The sequence below is a fragment of the Bradyrhizobium sp. WSM2254 genome (assembly GCF_000472645.1).
Classification (GTDB): Bacteria; Pseudomonadota; Alphaproteobacteria; order Rhizobiales; family Xanthobacteraceae; genus Bradyrhizobium; species Bradyrhizobium niftali.
In genome coordinates this window covers 128,630-143,492 of the sequence record NZ_AXAB01000020.1, presented here as the reverse complement: position 1 = coordinate 143,492, position 14,863 = coordinate 128,630, and the positions used below count along the sequence as shown (strand labels likewise).

Sequence of the window (14,863 nt, the reverse complement as noted above, 5' to 3'; positions counted from 1 at the left end):
ACACAAGTCGATTCGACTTCCGAATGCGGCGCGCGAACGCAGGCGCGACGCGATCAGTTCTCGGATTCGGTGAACACCTCGTCGCGCTTGGCGCGCAGCGCAGGCAGCACCGTGAGGATCAACAGGCTCGCCGCGATCGCCAGCAACACTGCCGACAGCGGACGCGTCAGGAACACGCTCCAGTCACCGCGCGAGATCAGCAGTGCGCGGCGCAGGTTCTCTTCCATCAGCGGTCCGAGCACCATGCCGAGCAGCAGCGGTGCCGGCTCGAAATCGTGCTTGATCAGCCAGTAGCCGACGAGACCGAACACGCCGGCGAGGATGACGTCGACCGGCGCGTTGTTCACCGAGTAGATGCCGATCGCGCAGAAGATCACGATCGAGGGGAACATCAGCCGGTAAGGCACGCGCAGCAGGCGGACCCAGATTCCGACCAGCGGCAGGTTGATGATGATCAGCATCAGGTTGCCGATCCACATCGAGGCGATCATGCCCCAGACGAGGTCCGGCTGCTTCTGCATCACCTGCGGACCCGGCACGATGCCATGGATGGTCATCGCACCCACCATCAGCGCCATCACCGCGTTCGGCGGGATGCCGAGGGTGAGCAGCGGGATGAAGGAGGTCTGCGCCGCCGCGTTGTTGGCGCTCTCCGGCGCCGCCACGCCCTCGATCGCGCCACGGCCGAACCGCGACGGGTTCTTGGCGATCTTCTTCTCGAGCGTATAGGCCGCAAAGGACGCGATCACGGCGCCGCCGCCCGGCAGGATGCCGAGGATCGAGCCGAGCACGGTGCCGCGCAGGATGGCAGGCGCGGAGTCGCGCAGATCCTTCCTGGTCGGCATCAGGCCGGTGATCTTCTGCTGCACGAGGTCGCGGTTCATCTCGGCGCCGGCGTCGAGGTTGCGGATGATCTCGGCAAAGCCGAACACGCCCATCGCCACCGTCGCAAAGCCGAGACCGTCGGCGAGCTCCGGAATGTTGAAGGCCATGCGCGAGGCGCCGGTCTCGATGTCCGAGCCGACCATCGACATGAGCAGGCCGAGCACGATCATCGCGATCGCCTTCAGCACCGAGCCCTTGGCCAGCACGACCGCGAAGATCAGGCCGAGCACCATCAGCGAGAAATACTCGGCCGGGCCGAAGGCCAGCGCGAGCTTAGTCAGCGGCGCGCCGAGCACGGCGATGAGCACGGTCGCGACGCAGCCGGCAAAGAACGAGCCGATCGCGGCGATCGCCAGCGCCGGGCCGGCACGGCCCTGCTTGGCCATCTGGTGACCGTCGATGGCGGTGACGACCGATGTCGCCTCGCCGGGTATGTTGACCAGGATCGACGTGGTCGAGCCGCCATATTGCGCGCCGTAATAGATGCCGGCGAGCATGATCAGCGCGCCGACCGGCGGCAGTCCGAAGGTGATCGGCAGCAGCATCGCCACCGTGGCGATGGTGCCGATACCAGGGAGAACGCCGACCAGCGTGCCGACGAGGGCGCCGATCAGACACATCAGGAGGTTGATCGGAGAAAGCGCGACGGCGAAGCCGTGGGCGAGGTTGGCAAAAATATCCATCACGCCCTCACTGGATCAGGAAACGCGGAAACATCGGCATCGGTAGCCCGAGCACGTAGGGGAAGAGCAGCGCGCAGCCGAGCGTCAGGCAGGCGCCGACGATGGCGGCCTCCAGCCAGCGCGTCTCGTGCGAACCCATCGCCGCGATCATGAAGCTCACGAAGGCGGAGACCACGAGGCCGAGCGGCCGGATCGCCAGGGCGAAAAACACGATCGAGGCCATCACGAACAGCGGCCCGCGCCAGGAATAATGGGCCATCGCCGGCCCGTCGGTCAGAAGGCCGGTCAAGGCGATGCCCGCGGACAGCGCGACCAGCAGCCCGCCGAACATGCGCGGCGCGGTGCCCGCACCGAAGGAGAAGCCGCGCATGCCCTGCAAATCGCTCGAGGCCCACAGCGCGAACAGCGCGAGCGCCATCAGAATGACGCCGCCGACATAATCCTGAGCCGACCGGATCGTCATGAATAGAGAGACGATGGCCACCACAAGGATCGGGTAGGAATAGATCAGCGCCAGCAGCACGTCGGATGACGCCTTCTTGGTCTCACCGCCGACCGATCCGATCAGTGCCGCGGGAGCGCCCGCGACCAGCGCGGTGGCGTGGCTGATCAGGACGGTGGCCGGGCCGCGTCCCGCGCCCCAGCCAAAAATCGTCCCGATCGACCAGATGAATTCGAATATCTGCGGCGCAATGGCCAGCAGACAAAAGCCGAGCGCCACCGAGGTGTTTCGGGTGGCTGTCGCTGAGTGGCCCATCGTATCGGCCATGCATGTCTCCTCCGCGACCCGTAAGTCACGCGCAGTGTTGTTCTAATCGGCTGGAAATGGATCCCTCGCCCGGATCACTGCCTAGCGATTTTCATTACACAATGCCAGCAAAACCCATCAAGCCTCCGGCGAGCAGGAGCCACAGTGGATTGATGCGCGAGACCGCTGCGAGCACCGCAACCATCGCGGTCAGAAGCACCGCGGCAATTGTGCGATCGGTCGCCTGGGCCAGGATCAGCGCACTCGCCGCCATCAATCCGATCGAGAGCGGAACCAGTGCAGCCTGGATCAGGCCGGGCCAGCGCGATTGGCTGGGCCGGTTCAAGAGCCGGCTGACATAATAGGCAACCAGCGCGGTCGGCAGGCACATCGCCAGCGTCGCTGCCAGCGCGCCGGGGATGCCGGCGACCGCATAGCCGATTAACGTCACGATAAGCACGTTCGGACCTGGCGAGAGCTGCGCGATCGCGTAGGCATCAGTGAACTGCTTGTCGGTCATCCAGTGATGCACATCGACCGCGATGCGGTGCATCTCGGGCACCGCCGCCGCGGCGCCGCCGACCGCGAACAGCGACATCAGAGCGAAGGTGGAGATCAGCGCCCAGATCGGGTTCTCGGCGTTCACGCTGCTACCTTCCGCCGCAGGAGGAAGGTGGCGCCGACACTCACGGGGATCGCGACCAGCAGCACCGCCTGGAGCGGCAGGCGAAGCACGCCGATGGCGAGGAACACACTGAGCATCAGGATGAGCGCAACCGCGTCCATCCGCTTGAGCAGCGGCGTCATCATGCGGAAGACCACCGCGATCAGCAGGCCGACCGCCGCGCAGGAGATGCCCGCGAGGATGCGGCGCAGCACCTCCACATCGCCGAACCGGGCGTAGACGATCGCAAGCACGGTCATGATCAGCGTCGGCGGCAGCAGCAGCCCGGCAAAGGCGGCAACGCCGCCCGCGATTCCGCGGAGCCGCGCGCCGAAGACCATCGACAGATTGACGATGTTGGGGCCGGGCAGGAAATGGCAGAGCGCGAAGGTTTCGTTGAACTCGTCCGCCGTCATCCAGCGGTGCTGCTCGACAATCGCCCGCCGGGCAAACACCAGGACCCCGCCGAAACCGGCCAGGGACATCCGGGCGAAGGCCGCGAACAACGCGGCCAGGCTGGGCGGAGGGCCGCCGGCTGCGGCACGATCCGGCTCTTGGGCGGCCGGTGCTGAATCCGTGGACATGTCAGGAGCTTAGAACGCGGGCCGCAGCGAGGCCAAGATCGGACCTGTGGCTGTCCGGAACCTATCCCAAGGGAACCGCGCCATGCCCGCCCCAAACCCCTGTCTTTCTAAACCTTTGCCCCCTATATTGAGGGTGCCGGTTCGCCGGCTATGGAAATAAACGGTCGTCGTAATAAACCATTCGGACCCGGGGGCGGTACCCGGCGCCTCCACCAAAGCCCACGAGCGGGCGAGCCCTAGAAGCGGGTTTTGGCGGGGGCGAAATAGGATCGACGAGGGCGTAAAGGGCGTGCTTTTTCCCGGTATTGTTCCGCCGTTATCGGGCTACTGCAATAGTTGCCAACGACAACTTTGCTCCGGTTGCTCAGGCTGCGTAACGCAGTTTGAAAGACCATCTTAAAGTCCTAACGGGTTAAGCTCCGTTAGGCGGGGTTCGGAGGCACCTGGCAACAGAAGCCTCCACTTACCTTTGATTTCCTCCCCGGCGGGGACTCCTGCTGACCCGTCAGGCGCAGTACTATTGCGACTTGGCGAGTCGGGCCGGCAGGGCCCAACTCCTGGAATGCAACAGGACCACCATGGCGACCGATCATATCCGATACGATGTGCTGGCCCGCGACGCGCTGCGCGGCGTGCTGCGGAAGGTGCTGACCGACGCCGCGTCCCATGGACTGCCGGGCGAGCATCATTTCTTCATCACCTTCGTGTCGAAGGCCGAGGGCGTGAAGCTGTCGTCGCGCCTGCTGGCGCAATATCCGGAAGAGATGACGATCATCCTGCAGCACCAGTTCTGGGATCTGACCGTGCTCGAGGACCGCTTCGAGGTCGGCCTGTCGTTCGGCGGCATTCCGGAGCGGCTGATCGTGCCGTTCAGCGCCATCAAGAGCTTCCTCGATCCGTCCGTGAAGTTCGGCCTCCAGTTCGACACGTCCGATGTCGCCGAGGTCGTGCCGGAGACGTTGCCCGCGGCCCCTGCCCCTTCGGCCGTGTCGGTGCCCGCGCCCGCCCTGGAAAAGGCGGAGACCGCGGAAGAGCCGACCCCGCCGAGCCAGGGCGGTGCCGAGGTCGTGCGGCTCGATCGTTTCCGCAAGAAATGATCTAGGCTGCAGCGCAAGACCTCGCGCCTGGCCAGACTGCCTATATAGAAGAGCACATGAAGAGGCCGCGCGGCATTTCGCGCGGCGGAATGGATGTGCTCATGGCCAAAGCTGCCCGCTCGAAGACCGCCCGCCCCGCGACCCGCATCGAGACCGACAGTTTCGGTCCCATCGAGGTCCCCTCCGATCGCTATTGGGGGGCGCAGACCGAGCGCTCGCGGCAGAATTTCCGCATCGGTACGGATCGCATGCCGATCTCGCTCGTGCATGCGCTCGGCATCGTCAAGCTCGCCGCGGCGCAGTCCAACCGCGAACTCGGCCTGCTCGACCAGCGCCGGGCCAATGCCATCATCCGCGCCGCGCGCGAGGTGATCGACGGCAGCCTCGACGATCATTTTCCGCTCGTCGTGTGGCAGACCGGCTCGGGCACGCAGACCAACATGAACCTCAACGAGGTGATCGCCAACCGCGCCAATGAGCTGCTCGGCGGCGAGCTCGGCGCCAAGAAGCCGGTACACCCCAACGATCACGTCAACATGAGCCAGTCGTCGAACGACTCGTTCCCGACCGCAATGCACATCGCGGCCGCAAGCCGCATCACCGCCGATCTCGTTCCTGCCCTTGGCGAGCTGCTTCGCGCGCTGCGCAAGAAGGAGAAGGAGTTTTCCAGGATCGTGAAGATCGGCCGTACTCATACGCAGGACGCGACGCCCCTGACGCTCGGCCAGGAATTTTCCGGCTATGCCGCGCAGGTCGAAAGCGGCATCGCCCGGCTCAAGGTCGCGGTGAAGGAGCTCTATCCGCTGGCGCAGGGCGGCACTGCCGTCGGCACCGGCCTCAACTCGAAGCCGCGCTTTGCAAGACTGTTCGCAAGGCACGTCGCCGGGATCACCAAACTGCCCTTCACCAGCGCCGCCAACAAATTCGAGGCGCTGGCCTCGAACGACGCCTATGTGCTGGCGCACGGCGCCATCAATTCGGTCGCGACAGGGCTGTTCAAGATCGCCAACGACATCCGCCTGCTCGGATCGGGCCCGCGCTCGGGCCTCGGCGAGCTGATCCTGCCGGAGAACGAGCCGGGCTCCTCGATCATGCCGGGCAAGGTCAATCCGACGCAATGCGAGGCGATGACCATGGTGTGCTGCCAGGTGTTCGGCAATCACACCGCGATCACGGTCGCCGGCAGCCAGGGTCATTTCGAGCTCAACGTCTACAAGCCCGTGCTGGCCTACAACATGCTGCACTCCATCCGCCTGATGGCCGACGCCGCACGCTCCTTCACCGAACATTGCGTCAGCGGCATCCGCGCCGACGAAAAACGCATAAGTGAGCTGATGCAGCGCTCGCTCATGCTGGTGACCGCGCTTGCCCCGAAAATCGGCTACGACAACGCCGCCAAGGTGGCCAAGACGGCCCATGCCAACGGCACCACGCTGAAGGAGGAAGCGCTGCGGCTCGGCTTCGTCTCGGCCGACGAATTCGACCGCCTGGTGCGCCCGGAGAAGATGACCAGCCCCGGATAGGATTCCGAATTCCGATAGTCATCCGTAGTGATACGGGCGCTCGACCGGCAGAATTATGCGGCTTTGGGGACGGGATTTGATTACCGTCAATGTTCCGGGAAGACGGCGTGTTACGCAGCTCTTCTGCCCTAGACAGGGCGAAATTCATTGTTTGATGGCCCGAAGGGCCGATTGACGAGGGCAAGCGAATGGCGATCAAGTCTTGTCGGGTGCGATGCGGCACCCTGTTTCTGAAAGTTTCATCCTGCCTGAAGAGGATCGGATGATGGAGACGCGGCATGGGGAACGTCATCAACCTGAATCGTTTCCGGAAGCGCGCCGAGCGGGAAGCCTCGGCGAAGCAGGCGGACGTCAATCGGGCGAAGTTCGGCCGCACGAAGGCGGAGCGGTCGGCGGAGGAGACGCGCGCGGACAGGGCGAAGGAGCACCTGGATCAGCATCAGATCGATCGCGAGGAGCAGCCATGAAATCGCCCGTCGTGAAACGGTCGATCGTCGTCGCCGGTCACAAGACCAGCGTCAGCCTGGAAGAGGCGTTCTGGAACGGCATGAAGGAGATTTCGGGCCTGCGCAACATGACGCTGTCCGAGCTCGTCGGCGAGATCGACGGCAATCGCCAGCAGGGCAATCTGTCCTCGGCGATCCGCCTGTTCGTGCTGGACTACTTCAAGAGCCGCGCCATGGCCGCCCAGCCGGACAAGGTCCCGGCCCAGTAGCCGACGAGGCGTCTTTTCGACCCGCCACGGCGGCCGCACTTTAAAATCACTCTAAGGTGCAGCTTCCGCCGACCGGCGCGCTTGACCTCAATGCCCTGCGTTGAAAATACAGGGCATGACCGACACCAATGATACGCGCCCTCACATGCCGCTGGGTCTGGCCCTGCGCGGCTACACCGGCGTCATCCAGCATCTGTCCGCCCGGGACACCGGTTCGGCGCTCTCGGACATCGAGCTCGAGAGCCGGCTGATCGAGCTCGGCTTCGTCGAGGGGGCCCGGGTCGAGGTCCTGCACGAGGGGCTGGTCGGGCGCGACCCCATCGCCGTGCGGGTCGACAGCATCACGATCGCGGTCCGCCGGCGCGAAGCCATGGCCATCATCGTCGCCTAGATAGCGACCGGACGCCGCATCCCGGACCAGTGATCCCATGGAATTACCTCTGCTGCATCTCGCCCTGGTCGGCACGCCAAACAGCGGCAAGACCTCGCTGTTCAATGCCCTGACCGGCAGCCGGCAGAAGGTCGCGAACTATCCGGGCGTCACCGTCGAGCGCAAGGAAGGCTTCTTCGTCACGCCCCAGGGACGCCAGGTCTCGGTGGTCGACCTGCCCGGCACCTATTCGCTGCGCGGCCGCAGCCCGGACGAGGAGATCACCCGCGACTTCGTGCTCGGCAAGGCCTCCGGCGAGACGGTGCCCGACCTCGTGCTGTGCGTGGCCGATTCCACCAATCTGCGCCTGACCATCCGCCTGCTGCTGGAGCTCAAGCGCACCGGCCGGCCGATGATCCTCGTGCTCAACATGTTCGACATCGCCACGCGCCGCGGCATCACTGTCGACGTCGAGCGGCTTGCCAAGGAGCTCGGCGTGCCCGTGGTCACCTCGATCGCGGTGCGCAAGGGCGGCACGGCCGATCTGTTGACGCTGACCGACGAGATCTCGGCGAGGCTCGCCGCCGAGCCGGCGGAGAACACCTGGCGCGCGCTCACCGTCGGCGAACTGCGCTCCACCCAGCGCGAGGCCGACCGCATTATCGCCGATTGCGTCAGCCTGCCTGCTAGACCCGACACCTGGACCGCGCGGATCGACGCCGTGGTGCTGCATCCCGTCGGCGGGCTGATCGTGCTGGCGCTGATCCTGTTCGTGATGTTCCAGGCGGTGTTCGCCTGGGCGCAGCCGCTGATGGACCTGCTCAAATCAGGCTTCGACGTGCTCGGCGAACTCGTACACGACACCCTGCCCGCCGGCCTGCTGCAGAGTTTTCTGCAGAACGGCGTAATCTCCGGCGTCGGCAGCGTCATCGTGTTCCTGCCGCAGATCATCCTCATCTTCCTGTTCATCCTGCTGCTGGAAGATTTCGGCTACATGGCGCGCGCCGCCTTCCTGATGGACCGCATCATGGGCGGCGCCGGCCTGCACGGCCGCGCCTTCATTCCGCTGCTGTCGAGCTTTGCCTGCGCCATTCCCGGCATCATGGCGACGCGCGTGATCGACAACAAGCGCGACCGGCTGACCACGATCCTGATCGCGCCGCTGATGACCTGCTCGGCGCGCATCCCGGTCTACACGCTGATCATCTCCGCCTTCATTCCGGCCAGGGACGTCTGGGGCTTCATCAACCTCCAGGGCCTCGTGATGTTCGGCCTCTACGTCGCCGGCATCGCCAGCGCGCTTGCCGTCTCGTTCCTGATAAAATTCTTCATGCTGCGCGACTATGCGCCGGCGCCGTTCATGCTGGAGCTGCCGGACTACAAGATGCCGCGCCTGAAATCGATCGCGATCGGCGTCTACACGCGCGCGAAGATGTTTTTGCACCGCGCCGGCACCACGATCTTCTCGATGATGGTGCTGATCTGGTTCCTGGCCTCGTTCCCGCAGCCGCCTGAAGGCGCTACCGAACCCGCCATCAACTTCAGCCTGGCGGCGATCATCGGCAAGGCGCTCGAGCCGCTGCTTGCCCCGGTCGGCTTCAACTGGCAGATCGCGGTCGCCCTGATCCCGGGCATGGCGGCGCGCGAGGTCGCGGTCGCAGCGCTCGGCACGGTCTATGCGATCGAAGGCGGCAAGGAAGCGGCCGAGCAGATCGGCCAGGTGCTGGCGACGAAATGGTCGCTCGCCACCGCGCTGTCGATGCTGGCCTGGTACATCTTCGCCCCGCAATGCGCCTCGACGCTGGCCGTGATCCGGCGCGAGACCGGAAGCTGGCGATGGATGGCGGTGACCTTCACCTACATGCTGGTGCTGGCCTATGCCGCGAGCCTCGTGACCTACAACGTCGCGGTGGCGCTGGGAGCGGGATAGCCCCCTCGAAACTAAAAACTGCGAAAACAACCCCATGCACAGTAGACGGGGGGCGTGAAATCAATGGCTTACGTGTGCGCGAGAATCATCCGCCCATGGCCGCGATGGAGCGCAGCCACGAAATGCACCTGTAGACCCGTCGGGCAAAACAGGAACAGGGTGGCATCATCGGCCCGGCGAAACGATCGCGAGCGGTGCAAACCGGACGGCGCTAATGACGCAGTTCTCGCTCCTGGGCCATTCGGTATTCGCGGCGCGCGGCAAGATAGTCGTGCACGCGCTGTTTCAGATCCATCAACGAGAATGCCTTGGCTGCTGGCGCACCGTCCGTATGGTGTCCCCGCTGAAAAAGCATGTCGATGATATGACTTCCCAACGCACGGTAGCTCTCGGCTCCCTCTTCATCGAACTGCCGGGCGGAAACGCGCTCGCGCGGGAACACAGCAGGGTGCCGGGCCGCATAGCCCCTTACATCGAGCGGCTCGCTACCATCGAGCTCCGGCCGCAAATAGATGAGAATGCCGGCGGCCCCGGGGCCTTCGGGGTAGCGAATATAGCCCAACGCACAGCACGCACCTACGCTCGGTGGCGGAGCCCGCTGAAGCTCCAGGTCGGTCATGTCGATCGCGACGCCAAAATCCACCCTGACCCTTCGGATCACGCGACCGAGATTCTCCAGCGAATCGGCGCCGGCATCGCTGACGACGATGAATCTGCATCGGCGCCGGATCATTTCGTAAAGCCCCAACGGGTCAAACCCGTCGCCACTCGAGACATGGACATAGTCTCCGGGCGCCCTGCCGAATATTTCCTCGACGACAGGTGTAAACGAAAGGCGCGGCTGGGCTCTGCGCGATGCGGCGTCGCTCTTTGGATTGCCGAGCCACAGCCCATGACGGACGCCGAGCAACGAGAACATGAGCGCGACCAACGGTGTCGTGTGCCGCGCGATCTCACGGTCGATGGATGCCCCGGATACCACCATCGCCGTGCCAAGCGTGATGCCACCTTCGGAAGCGCCATAGTCGGCTGACGATCGGTAGCCGAACAGCGCGCTCCCGCTCGCCAGCGGAGTCACGGTGAACGGTTCGCTGCCCTGACGAGATTTGTCGCCCAGGTGATCGAGCGCCATGTTGAACATTGGAAACAGGAAACGGGCACGCTCCGGCTGTGTCGAACTCCAAATGTCTGCCATAGCCAGATCATGGGTGTCGCGAAGTGACGAATCCGGAGGCGAAGAAGCGGGGCCCGCAGCCACTCCGAGAAAACGTCGCATGGATTTGCTGCGATGAACCTCGTGCCGCGAAAATGCGCTGAGATCTATCCAATAAGCGGCAGCTACCGCCAGCACGCAGAACAGCGCCGTCGCCAGCAGCGCGGCAACGAGCTTGGCGGCCGCAACGGACAAGCCGGACATGGGAGCAGCCAGACTCCTGATGATGAGGTCGGCATTTGCGGACAAGATCACGACCAGGATTGCAAGCAAGGCGACCGCCGCAACTTCGGCGACATAGATCGATATCATTCCGATCAACCTGCGCCATCTCGAAAACTCCAGGGAGCCAAAGCCCAACGCCAAAGCGAGAGCACCGGACACCCCCCCAACCGCACCGGAAATGCCCGTGATCGCAACGACGATCGGGAGCGACGCTTCCGCCGCAGCCGGTCCGAAGAAATCGAGTGGCGCGAGAATCGCCCAGACAACCAGGATCAGAGAGAGGCTTCCAATTGACGCGGCCTGCCAGGCCCTGTCCCGTTCACTTCCTCGCAAACGGCTCGTCAGCCCGAGATACAATATGTCAGCCAGGATCAAGGCCAGCAGGATCAGGCCGACAACCGCGATTGCCAGGCCCATTTCGGGCTGAATGATATCTTCGGGCCCGGGCGGAGGCGGCTTGTAAAGTATTTCAGCAACTTCTTTGCACGTCGCCGCGAAAACGAGTCCACCCGTGGCTCCAGCGATCATGGTGCTGATCCAACGCCACGATGCCGACGAAGGACGCTCGCTTCGTTGGGGCGCAAGGACCCGAATGGAGCTTAGTCCGAACAGAGCAGCACCTGCCGCGGCCGCAGCCCCCATGAGTTCTGGCCAGCCCGAATTCAGCCAGACCGGTACCGATGCACAAAGCAGGATGCCGCAAATGCAGATCAAGAGCAGCGGCTCTTTCACATCGAGAATGCCTTCAGAACTGCGGTTCGCAGTTTGCTCGATCCTGCTCGCTTCGCGCTTCGCCAGTGCGACGAACAGCACGATCATTGCCGTCGCGAATATCGACCACAGGGCGAGCCTATCGCCGTCCCAGCAAAAGACGACAAACGCCAGGTAGACCTTTGGTATGGACAGGGCGGCCAGGAAGAGCGGCCCGTACACGAGCCACGTCAAGAGCAGGTTGCGCGCGTGTCTTCCGTGTTGTGTCCATAAACCCCTGGACAGAAATCCACGCCTGTTAGTGCCGTTATCGTCAAAATCCAGCAGCCCGGCGACAGCCTGACCGTCAGCGGACTGGCTCGAGACATGAGGTTCCGCGGCCAGTGCATTCAGCACCCAATCATCGTCCTTCGCGTGATATCGCCAAGCGGACAGCCACGCGCCGATATAGCTACCGCCCGACACGCCCGACAAATAGTGAAACTGGCGAAGCAGCCCGAAGCGAGCCATGCCCTGCAAAATGCCGAGACCAAAAAAAGCGCCGCGTGGGCCGTCACCGGCCAGGCACAGCGCAGCGCGGGGATGATCAAGCGCATGAACGCTTCGATAGATCCCATCCAACGTCTTGTCTTGCAAATAACCGTCCGGATGCAGTGCGACGAACTCTTCGGCGAGGACATCTGCGAGGGTGCGCGCGCCTCGGCGCTCGATCGAGAGAAGGCCCTTCTTATTGAATTTGGCGAATAGATCGCCGATCGCCTGGGCAAGGACCACCTGGGGCATCCCAAGCGCCTGCGTGATCTCATTCGCGTCGAGAATTCGCCTCGCCTCTGCCCGTGCGCTGCTATTGATCCAAGGCGCCCTTATCCATGCCAAGAACGATAGAAACAGGCCTCTCACGCCGCCGACACCGCTGCCCTCAAGCGCAAGATCTGCCGCCGAGGCACTGCTCCTCGCAACGTTATGGAGGTACTTGAGCAACTGCTGCTCCGATGCCGGAAGGGTCTCTGTCTGCAACTGCTCCGCGGCCCTCGTGAACTGCGCCAGTGTCTCCGCATTCCCCACGACAAACGCCGGCAACGTGGCCAGTTCGATCGGGGCAGCAGGCGGAGCACTCCAGGTCAACTTCTCAGGCACGCGCCAGCTCAGCCAGGCTCCCCTCCCCCAGAGGCGCTCGACGATACGCGAGGCGTACGATCCTGGCAGGACCAGCTTATCGCCTCGGTCCATCAGGATGTTCCAGCTGCTGCGCAACATCGGCGCCTGCGAAACCGCATACCCCTCGATGGAGACACCAAGGCGCAGGTAGAGCGCCATCACATCCGGATGGTCGCCGATGAGGACCCGCAGGCGATCGACCAGTCCCCGCAACAGAGCTTCGTCACCGGCTGGAGACTGCGCCAGGAGATGCGCGGCATAGAGCCCGAACATGGGGTCGAGCCCCGGCTTGGTATTCCCGGGGTCATCCTGACCGTTCCTGGCGCGACCTATCGCCCGTTTCAGTTCTGCCACCGGAACGCCGGAATATCGGCGATCAGCAAGCGCCTGCCGCAGCACCTCGACCCAGGCGGCCTCCGGACGGTCACTGCGGAATCCCTCCCCCAAGGGGGCCATCAGAATGCCTGCGTCCGACAAATCCAGGTCCAGCTCGGCCGGCGAATCGTCGTGCGCTCGAGCAAGGATGAAGATCTGAGTCTGCCACTTGTGTGCGACAACGATCGTCTGTTCGACCGATGGATGATCGCCGCGATCGAGCCGCAGGAGATAGGAGCCTGGGTTGAGCGCCAGGCTGCACGCAGCAGTCGCGCCATCCTCCGACCGCTCCATCGCCCACGACAAATTCCGTAATTCCTTGCCAAGTCCGTCGCAGAGCGTCAGCCCGGCCCCAAGCCCTTCCTTCTGGCGCGCATTTCTTGCGCGCACCACGACCAGCAGTCCGCCGCCGTTCCCGACCTGATGCTCGGGAAAGCGGGTGCTGAGGTTGGTCACGAAAGCACTTCCCGGATCGGAGGCCTCCTTGCCTTTCAATCCCAGGAATACCGGACTCAGGATATTGAGGTTGAGCTTTGGAGCACTCCGCGGCGAGGGTGACTGGAAGGGCGTAGGAGGCACTTCAAAAATCTTCTCGGCACTGGCACGTCCCGCAATCGATCTTATTTTGTAGATCCCGGGCTTCAACCGGGCTTTCAACGCGCCGACGGATTTCGCGACCTCATTCAGATCTTGATCGAATACGTAGAGCTCCTCGACCGGATAGGACGGCTCGGCGACGACTTCGACCTCCAAGGCCTCCAGATCAGAACTTGACATGTTCCACCCGCCCCACGTCGATTTCGAAGAACCGGCTCGAGCCGTCGTCGGCCTTCAACTTGTAGAGTCCCAGACGCAGGCGGACGCTGACGGGATCCGGTCCGGCATCGAACACCCGATCATGTTGCGGATAATTCGATCCAAAGAGCTTCACTGTCGTCCCATGGTACCTGGCTGAGAATGAAAGGGTTACATTCGGCGGCTCCTGTGCCGGCCCATCGAAAAATACGATGTCCGGCCGGGCTGCATGCAGAAACCTCGGGCGCTGCTCCGGCTTCAGGAGCTGTACGCCGTTCTCGATATGATTCATGAGCGTGCTCGCGGTGAGACGGCCATCGGCGTCCCGTGCCGCTCCTCGCTCCAGCGCCTGCATCAGGACGAAGCTGAAAATCCCGCGAACGGCAGGCGGTTCGCCAAGCCTGCGTTCGTAAGCCTTGGAACCGAGACCGGTCGCTGCTGCGTAGAAGACCTGCACCCGATCATGATCCCCTTCAAGGATGGGAAATGACGGAGCATTCGGCACGATGTTGTTTTTTTGATCACGACAACAATCGGCGAACAGTACGATCTCGTCGAACGCACCGGCGGTCCTGAACCATTCGGCATACCCGTGGCCGGACAAATGCTGCATGTCCGTCCTGACGGCATCGGCCATCAGAAGTGCCGCATTCTCCATGATTGGCGTGGCGGCACGGGTCGGCGTAATGCCGTGGCCGGACAGAAAAATGTAGAGTCGGCGTCCCACGCGGCGATCCAGCGCGGCCCAGGCTTTTGCACTATAGGGGTGGAACGCGCTGTGGACGTCTGAAAAGTTCGGCCGATGGACCGGCGGCTGATCCGTGCCGGAGGACAGGATCTTGGTCACGTTCGCTGCGGGTAGGCAGCCGCCCTCCCCGGACAGCAACCAGCGGGCGAAGGCTTGCGCATCCGTTTCGGCACCCCCGAGCGGATCGAACCCCTTGTATCGATTGATACCGACGACGATTGCATAGTCTTCGTATCTGGGCCGACGAACCCACACAGGTCTCGACGATTGAACCGTGAGCGGCTCGGCGCGCTGCTTGTCGAGGTATAGAGTGAACTGACGAGGCCCGACACGCGTAACGTAGAACGACCCGTCGACGGTATCGCATGCGTCGAGCCCAAAGACCTTGACCTCCTCGCGATCAACAAGGCCATGCGCGACCGATGTCGCCACGATCGCC

The 14,863-nt window shown here is 63.6% G+C and carries 12 protein-coding genes and 1 other RNA gene; 7 read left to right on the top strand and 6 right to left on the bottom strand.

All coding sequences use genetic code 11. The annotated features are described in order from the left end of the window. Positions 1-53 precede the first annotated feature (53 nt). The 4 genes from A3M7_RS0115455 to A3M7_RS0115440 form a co-directional block, all read right to left on the bottom strand. Positions 54-1,568 (bottom strand): tripartite tricarboxylate transporter permease, encoded by a 1,515-nt coding sequence (locus tag A3M7_RS0115455; RefSeq protein ID WP_027544749.1) that lies wholly within the window; start codon positions 1,566-1,568, stop codon positions 54-56. Between the two features lie 7 nt (positions 1,569-1,575). After that, positions 1,576-2,337 (bottom strand): tripartite tricarboxylate transporter TctB family protein, encoded by a 762-nt coding sequence (locus A3M7_RS0115450; RefSeq protein ID WP_027544748.1) that lies wholly within the window; start codon positions 2,335-2,337, stop codon positions 1,576-1,578. Positions 2,338-2,431: 94 nt separating this feature from the next. Beyond that, positions 2,432-2,962, bottom strand: coding sequence for a chromate transporter (locus A3M7_RS0115445; RefSeq protein ID WP_027544747.1), 531 nt, complete (start codon positions 2,960-2,962; stop codon positions 2,432-2,434). After that, complete coding sequence (locus tag A3M7_RS0115440) at positions 2,959-3,564, bottom strand: chromate transporter (RefSeq protein ID WP_027544746.1); 606 nt, start codon at positions 3,562-3,564, stop codon at positions 2,959-2,961. Before A3M7_RS0115440 ends, A3M7_RS0115445 begins: the two co-directional genes overlap by 4 nt. A 96-nt stretch (positions 3,565-3,660) precedes the next feature. Between A3M7_RS0115440 and ssrA the strand changes: the two genes are divergently transcribed. The 7 genes from ssrA (at position 3,661) to A3M7_RS0115410 (ending at position 9,199) form a co-directional block, all read left to right on the top strand. After that, positions 3,661-4,028: a transfer-messenger RNA gene (gene ssrA, locus A3M7_RS45865) on the top strand. Between the two features lie 114 nt (positions 4,029-4,142). Next, a complete protein-coding gene (locus A3M7_RS0115435; protein ID WP_027544745.1) occupies positions 4,143-4,661 on the top strand; it encodes an SspB family protein in 519 nt (172 codons plus the stop codon). Positions 4,662-4,750: 89 nt separating this feature from the next. Then, entirely contained in the window at positions 4,751-6,184 is a 1,434-nt protein-coding gene (gene fumC / locus A3M7_RS0115430; protein WP_027544744.1) for a class II fumarate hydratase, read from the top strand. Positions 6,185-6,462: 278 nt separating this feature from the next. Next, complete coding sequence (locus A3M7_RS0115425) at positions 6,463-6,651, top strand: DUF4169 family protein (RefSeq protein WP_027544743.1); 189 nt, start codon at positions 6,463-6,465, stop codon at positions 6,649-6,651. Continuing rightward, on the top strand, positions 6,648-6,899 hold the full coding sequence (locus tag A3M7_RS0115420) for a ribbon-helix-helix domain-containing protein (protein WP_018640860.1): 252 nt from the start codon (positions 6,648-6,650) through the stop codon (positions 6,897-6,899). Before A3M7_RS0115425 ends, A3M7_RS0115420 begins: the two co-directional genes overlap by 4 nt. A 115-nt stretch (positions 6,900-7,014) precedes the next feature. Next, positions 7,015-7,290, top strand: a complete 276-nt coding sequence (locus A3M7_RS0115415; protein ID WP_011089262.1) for a FeoA family protein — start codon at positions 7,015-7,017, stop codon at positions 7,288-7,290. Positions 7,291-7,327: 37 nt separating this feature from the next. Then, complete coding sequence (locus tag A3M7_RS0115410; RefSeq protein ID WP_027544742.1) at positions 7,328-9,199, top strand: ferrous iron transporter B; 1,872 nt, start codon at positions 7,328-7,330, stop codon at positions 9,197-9,199. A gap of 211 nt (positions 9,200-9,410) precedes the next feature. On the opposite strand, the gene A3M7_RS0115405 is transcribed toward A3M7_RS0115410, so the two are convergent. Both A3M7_RS0115405 and A3M7_RS0115400 read right to left on the bottom strand, forming a co-directional pair. Further along, positions 9,411-13,658 carry a patatin-like phospholipase family protein gene (locus A3M7_RS0115405; protein ID WP_027544741.1) on the bottom strand — a complete coding sequence of 1,416 codons (4,248 nt, stop codon included), beginning with the start codon at positions 13,656-13,658 and terminating at the stop codon, positions 9,411-9,413. Then, the gene (locus A3M7_RS0115400; protein WP_027544740.1) at positions 13,645-14,856 is read right to left on the bottom strand and encodes a caspase family protein; all 1,212 of its coding nucleotides are present in this window, start codon (positions 14,854-14,856) and stop codon (positions 13,645-13,647) included. Before A3M7_RS0115400 ends, A3M7_RS0115405 begins: the two co-directional genes overlap by 14 nt. Positions 14,857-14,863 lie beyond the last annotated feature (7 nt).

Coding starts and splice junctions, on each gene's coding strand:
- A3M7_RS0115410 (WP_027544742.1), top strand. CDS start 7,328: ATGGAATTACCTCTGCTGCATCTCGCCCTGGTCGGCACGCCAAACAGC.
- A3M7_RS0115415 (WP_011089262.1), top strand. CDS start 7,015: ATGACCGACACCAATGATACGCGCCCTCACATGCCGCTGGGTCTGGCC.
- fumC (WP_027544744.1), top strand. CDS start 4,751: ATGGATGTGCTCATGGCCAAAGCTGCCCGCTCGAAGACCGCCCGCCCC.
- A3M7_RS0115450 (WP_027544748.1), bottom strand. CDS start 2,337: ATGGCCGATACGATGGGCCACTCAGCGACAGCCACCCGAAACACCTCG.
- A3M7_RS0115425 (WP_027544743.1), top strand. CDS start 6,463: ATGGGGAACGTCATCAACCTGAATCGTTTCCGGAAGCGCGCCGAGCGG.
- A3M7_RS0115405 (WP_027544741.1), bottom strand. CDS start 13,658: ATGTCAAGTTCTGATCTGGAGGCCTTGGAGGTCGAAGTCGTCGCCGAG.
- A3M7_RS0115455 (WP_027544749.1), bottom strand. CDS start 1,568: ATGGATATTTTTGCCAACCTCGCCCACGGCTTCGCCGTCGCGCTTTCT.
- A3M7_RS0115420 (WP_018640860.1), top strand. CDS start 6,648: ATGAAATCGCCCGTCGTGAAACGGTCGATCGTCGTCGCCGGTCACAAG.
- A3M7_RS0115435 (WP_027544745.1), top strand. CDS start 4,143: ATGGCGACCGATCATATCCGATACGATGTGCTGGCCCGCGACGCGCTG.
- A3M7_RS0115440 (WP_027544746.1), bottom strand. CDS start 3,564: ATGTCCACGGATTCAGCACCGGCCGCCCAAGAGCCGGATCGTGCCGCA.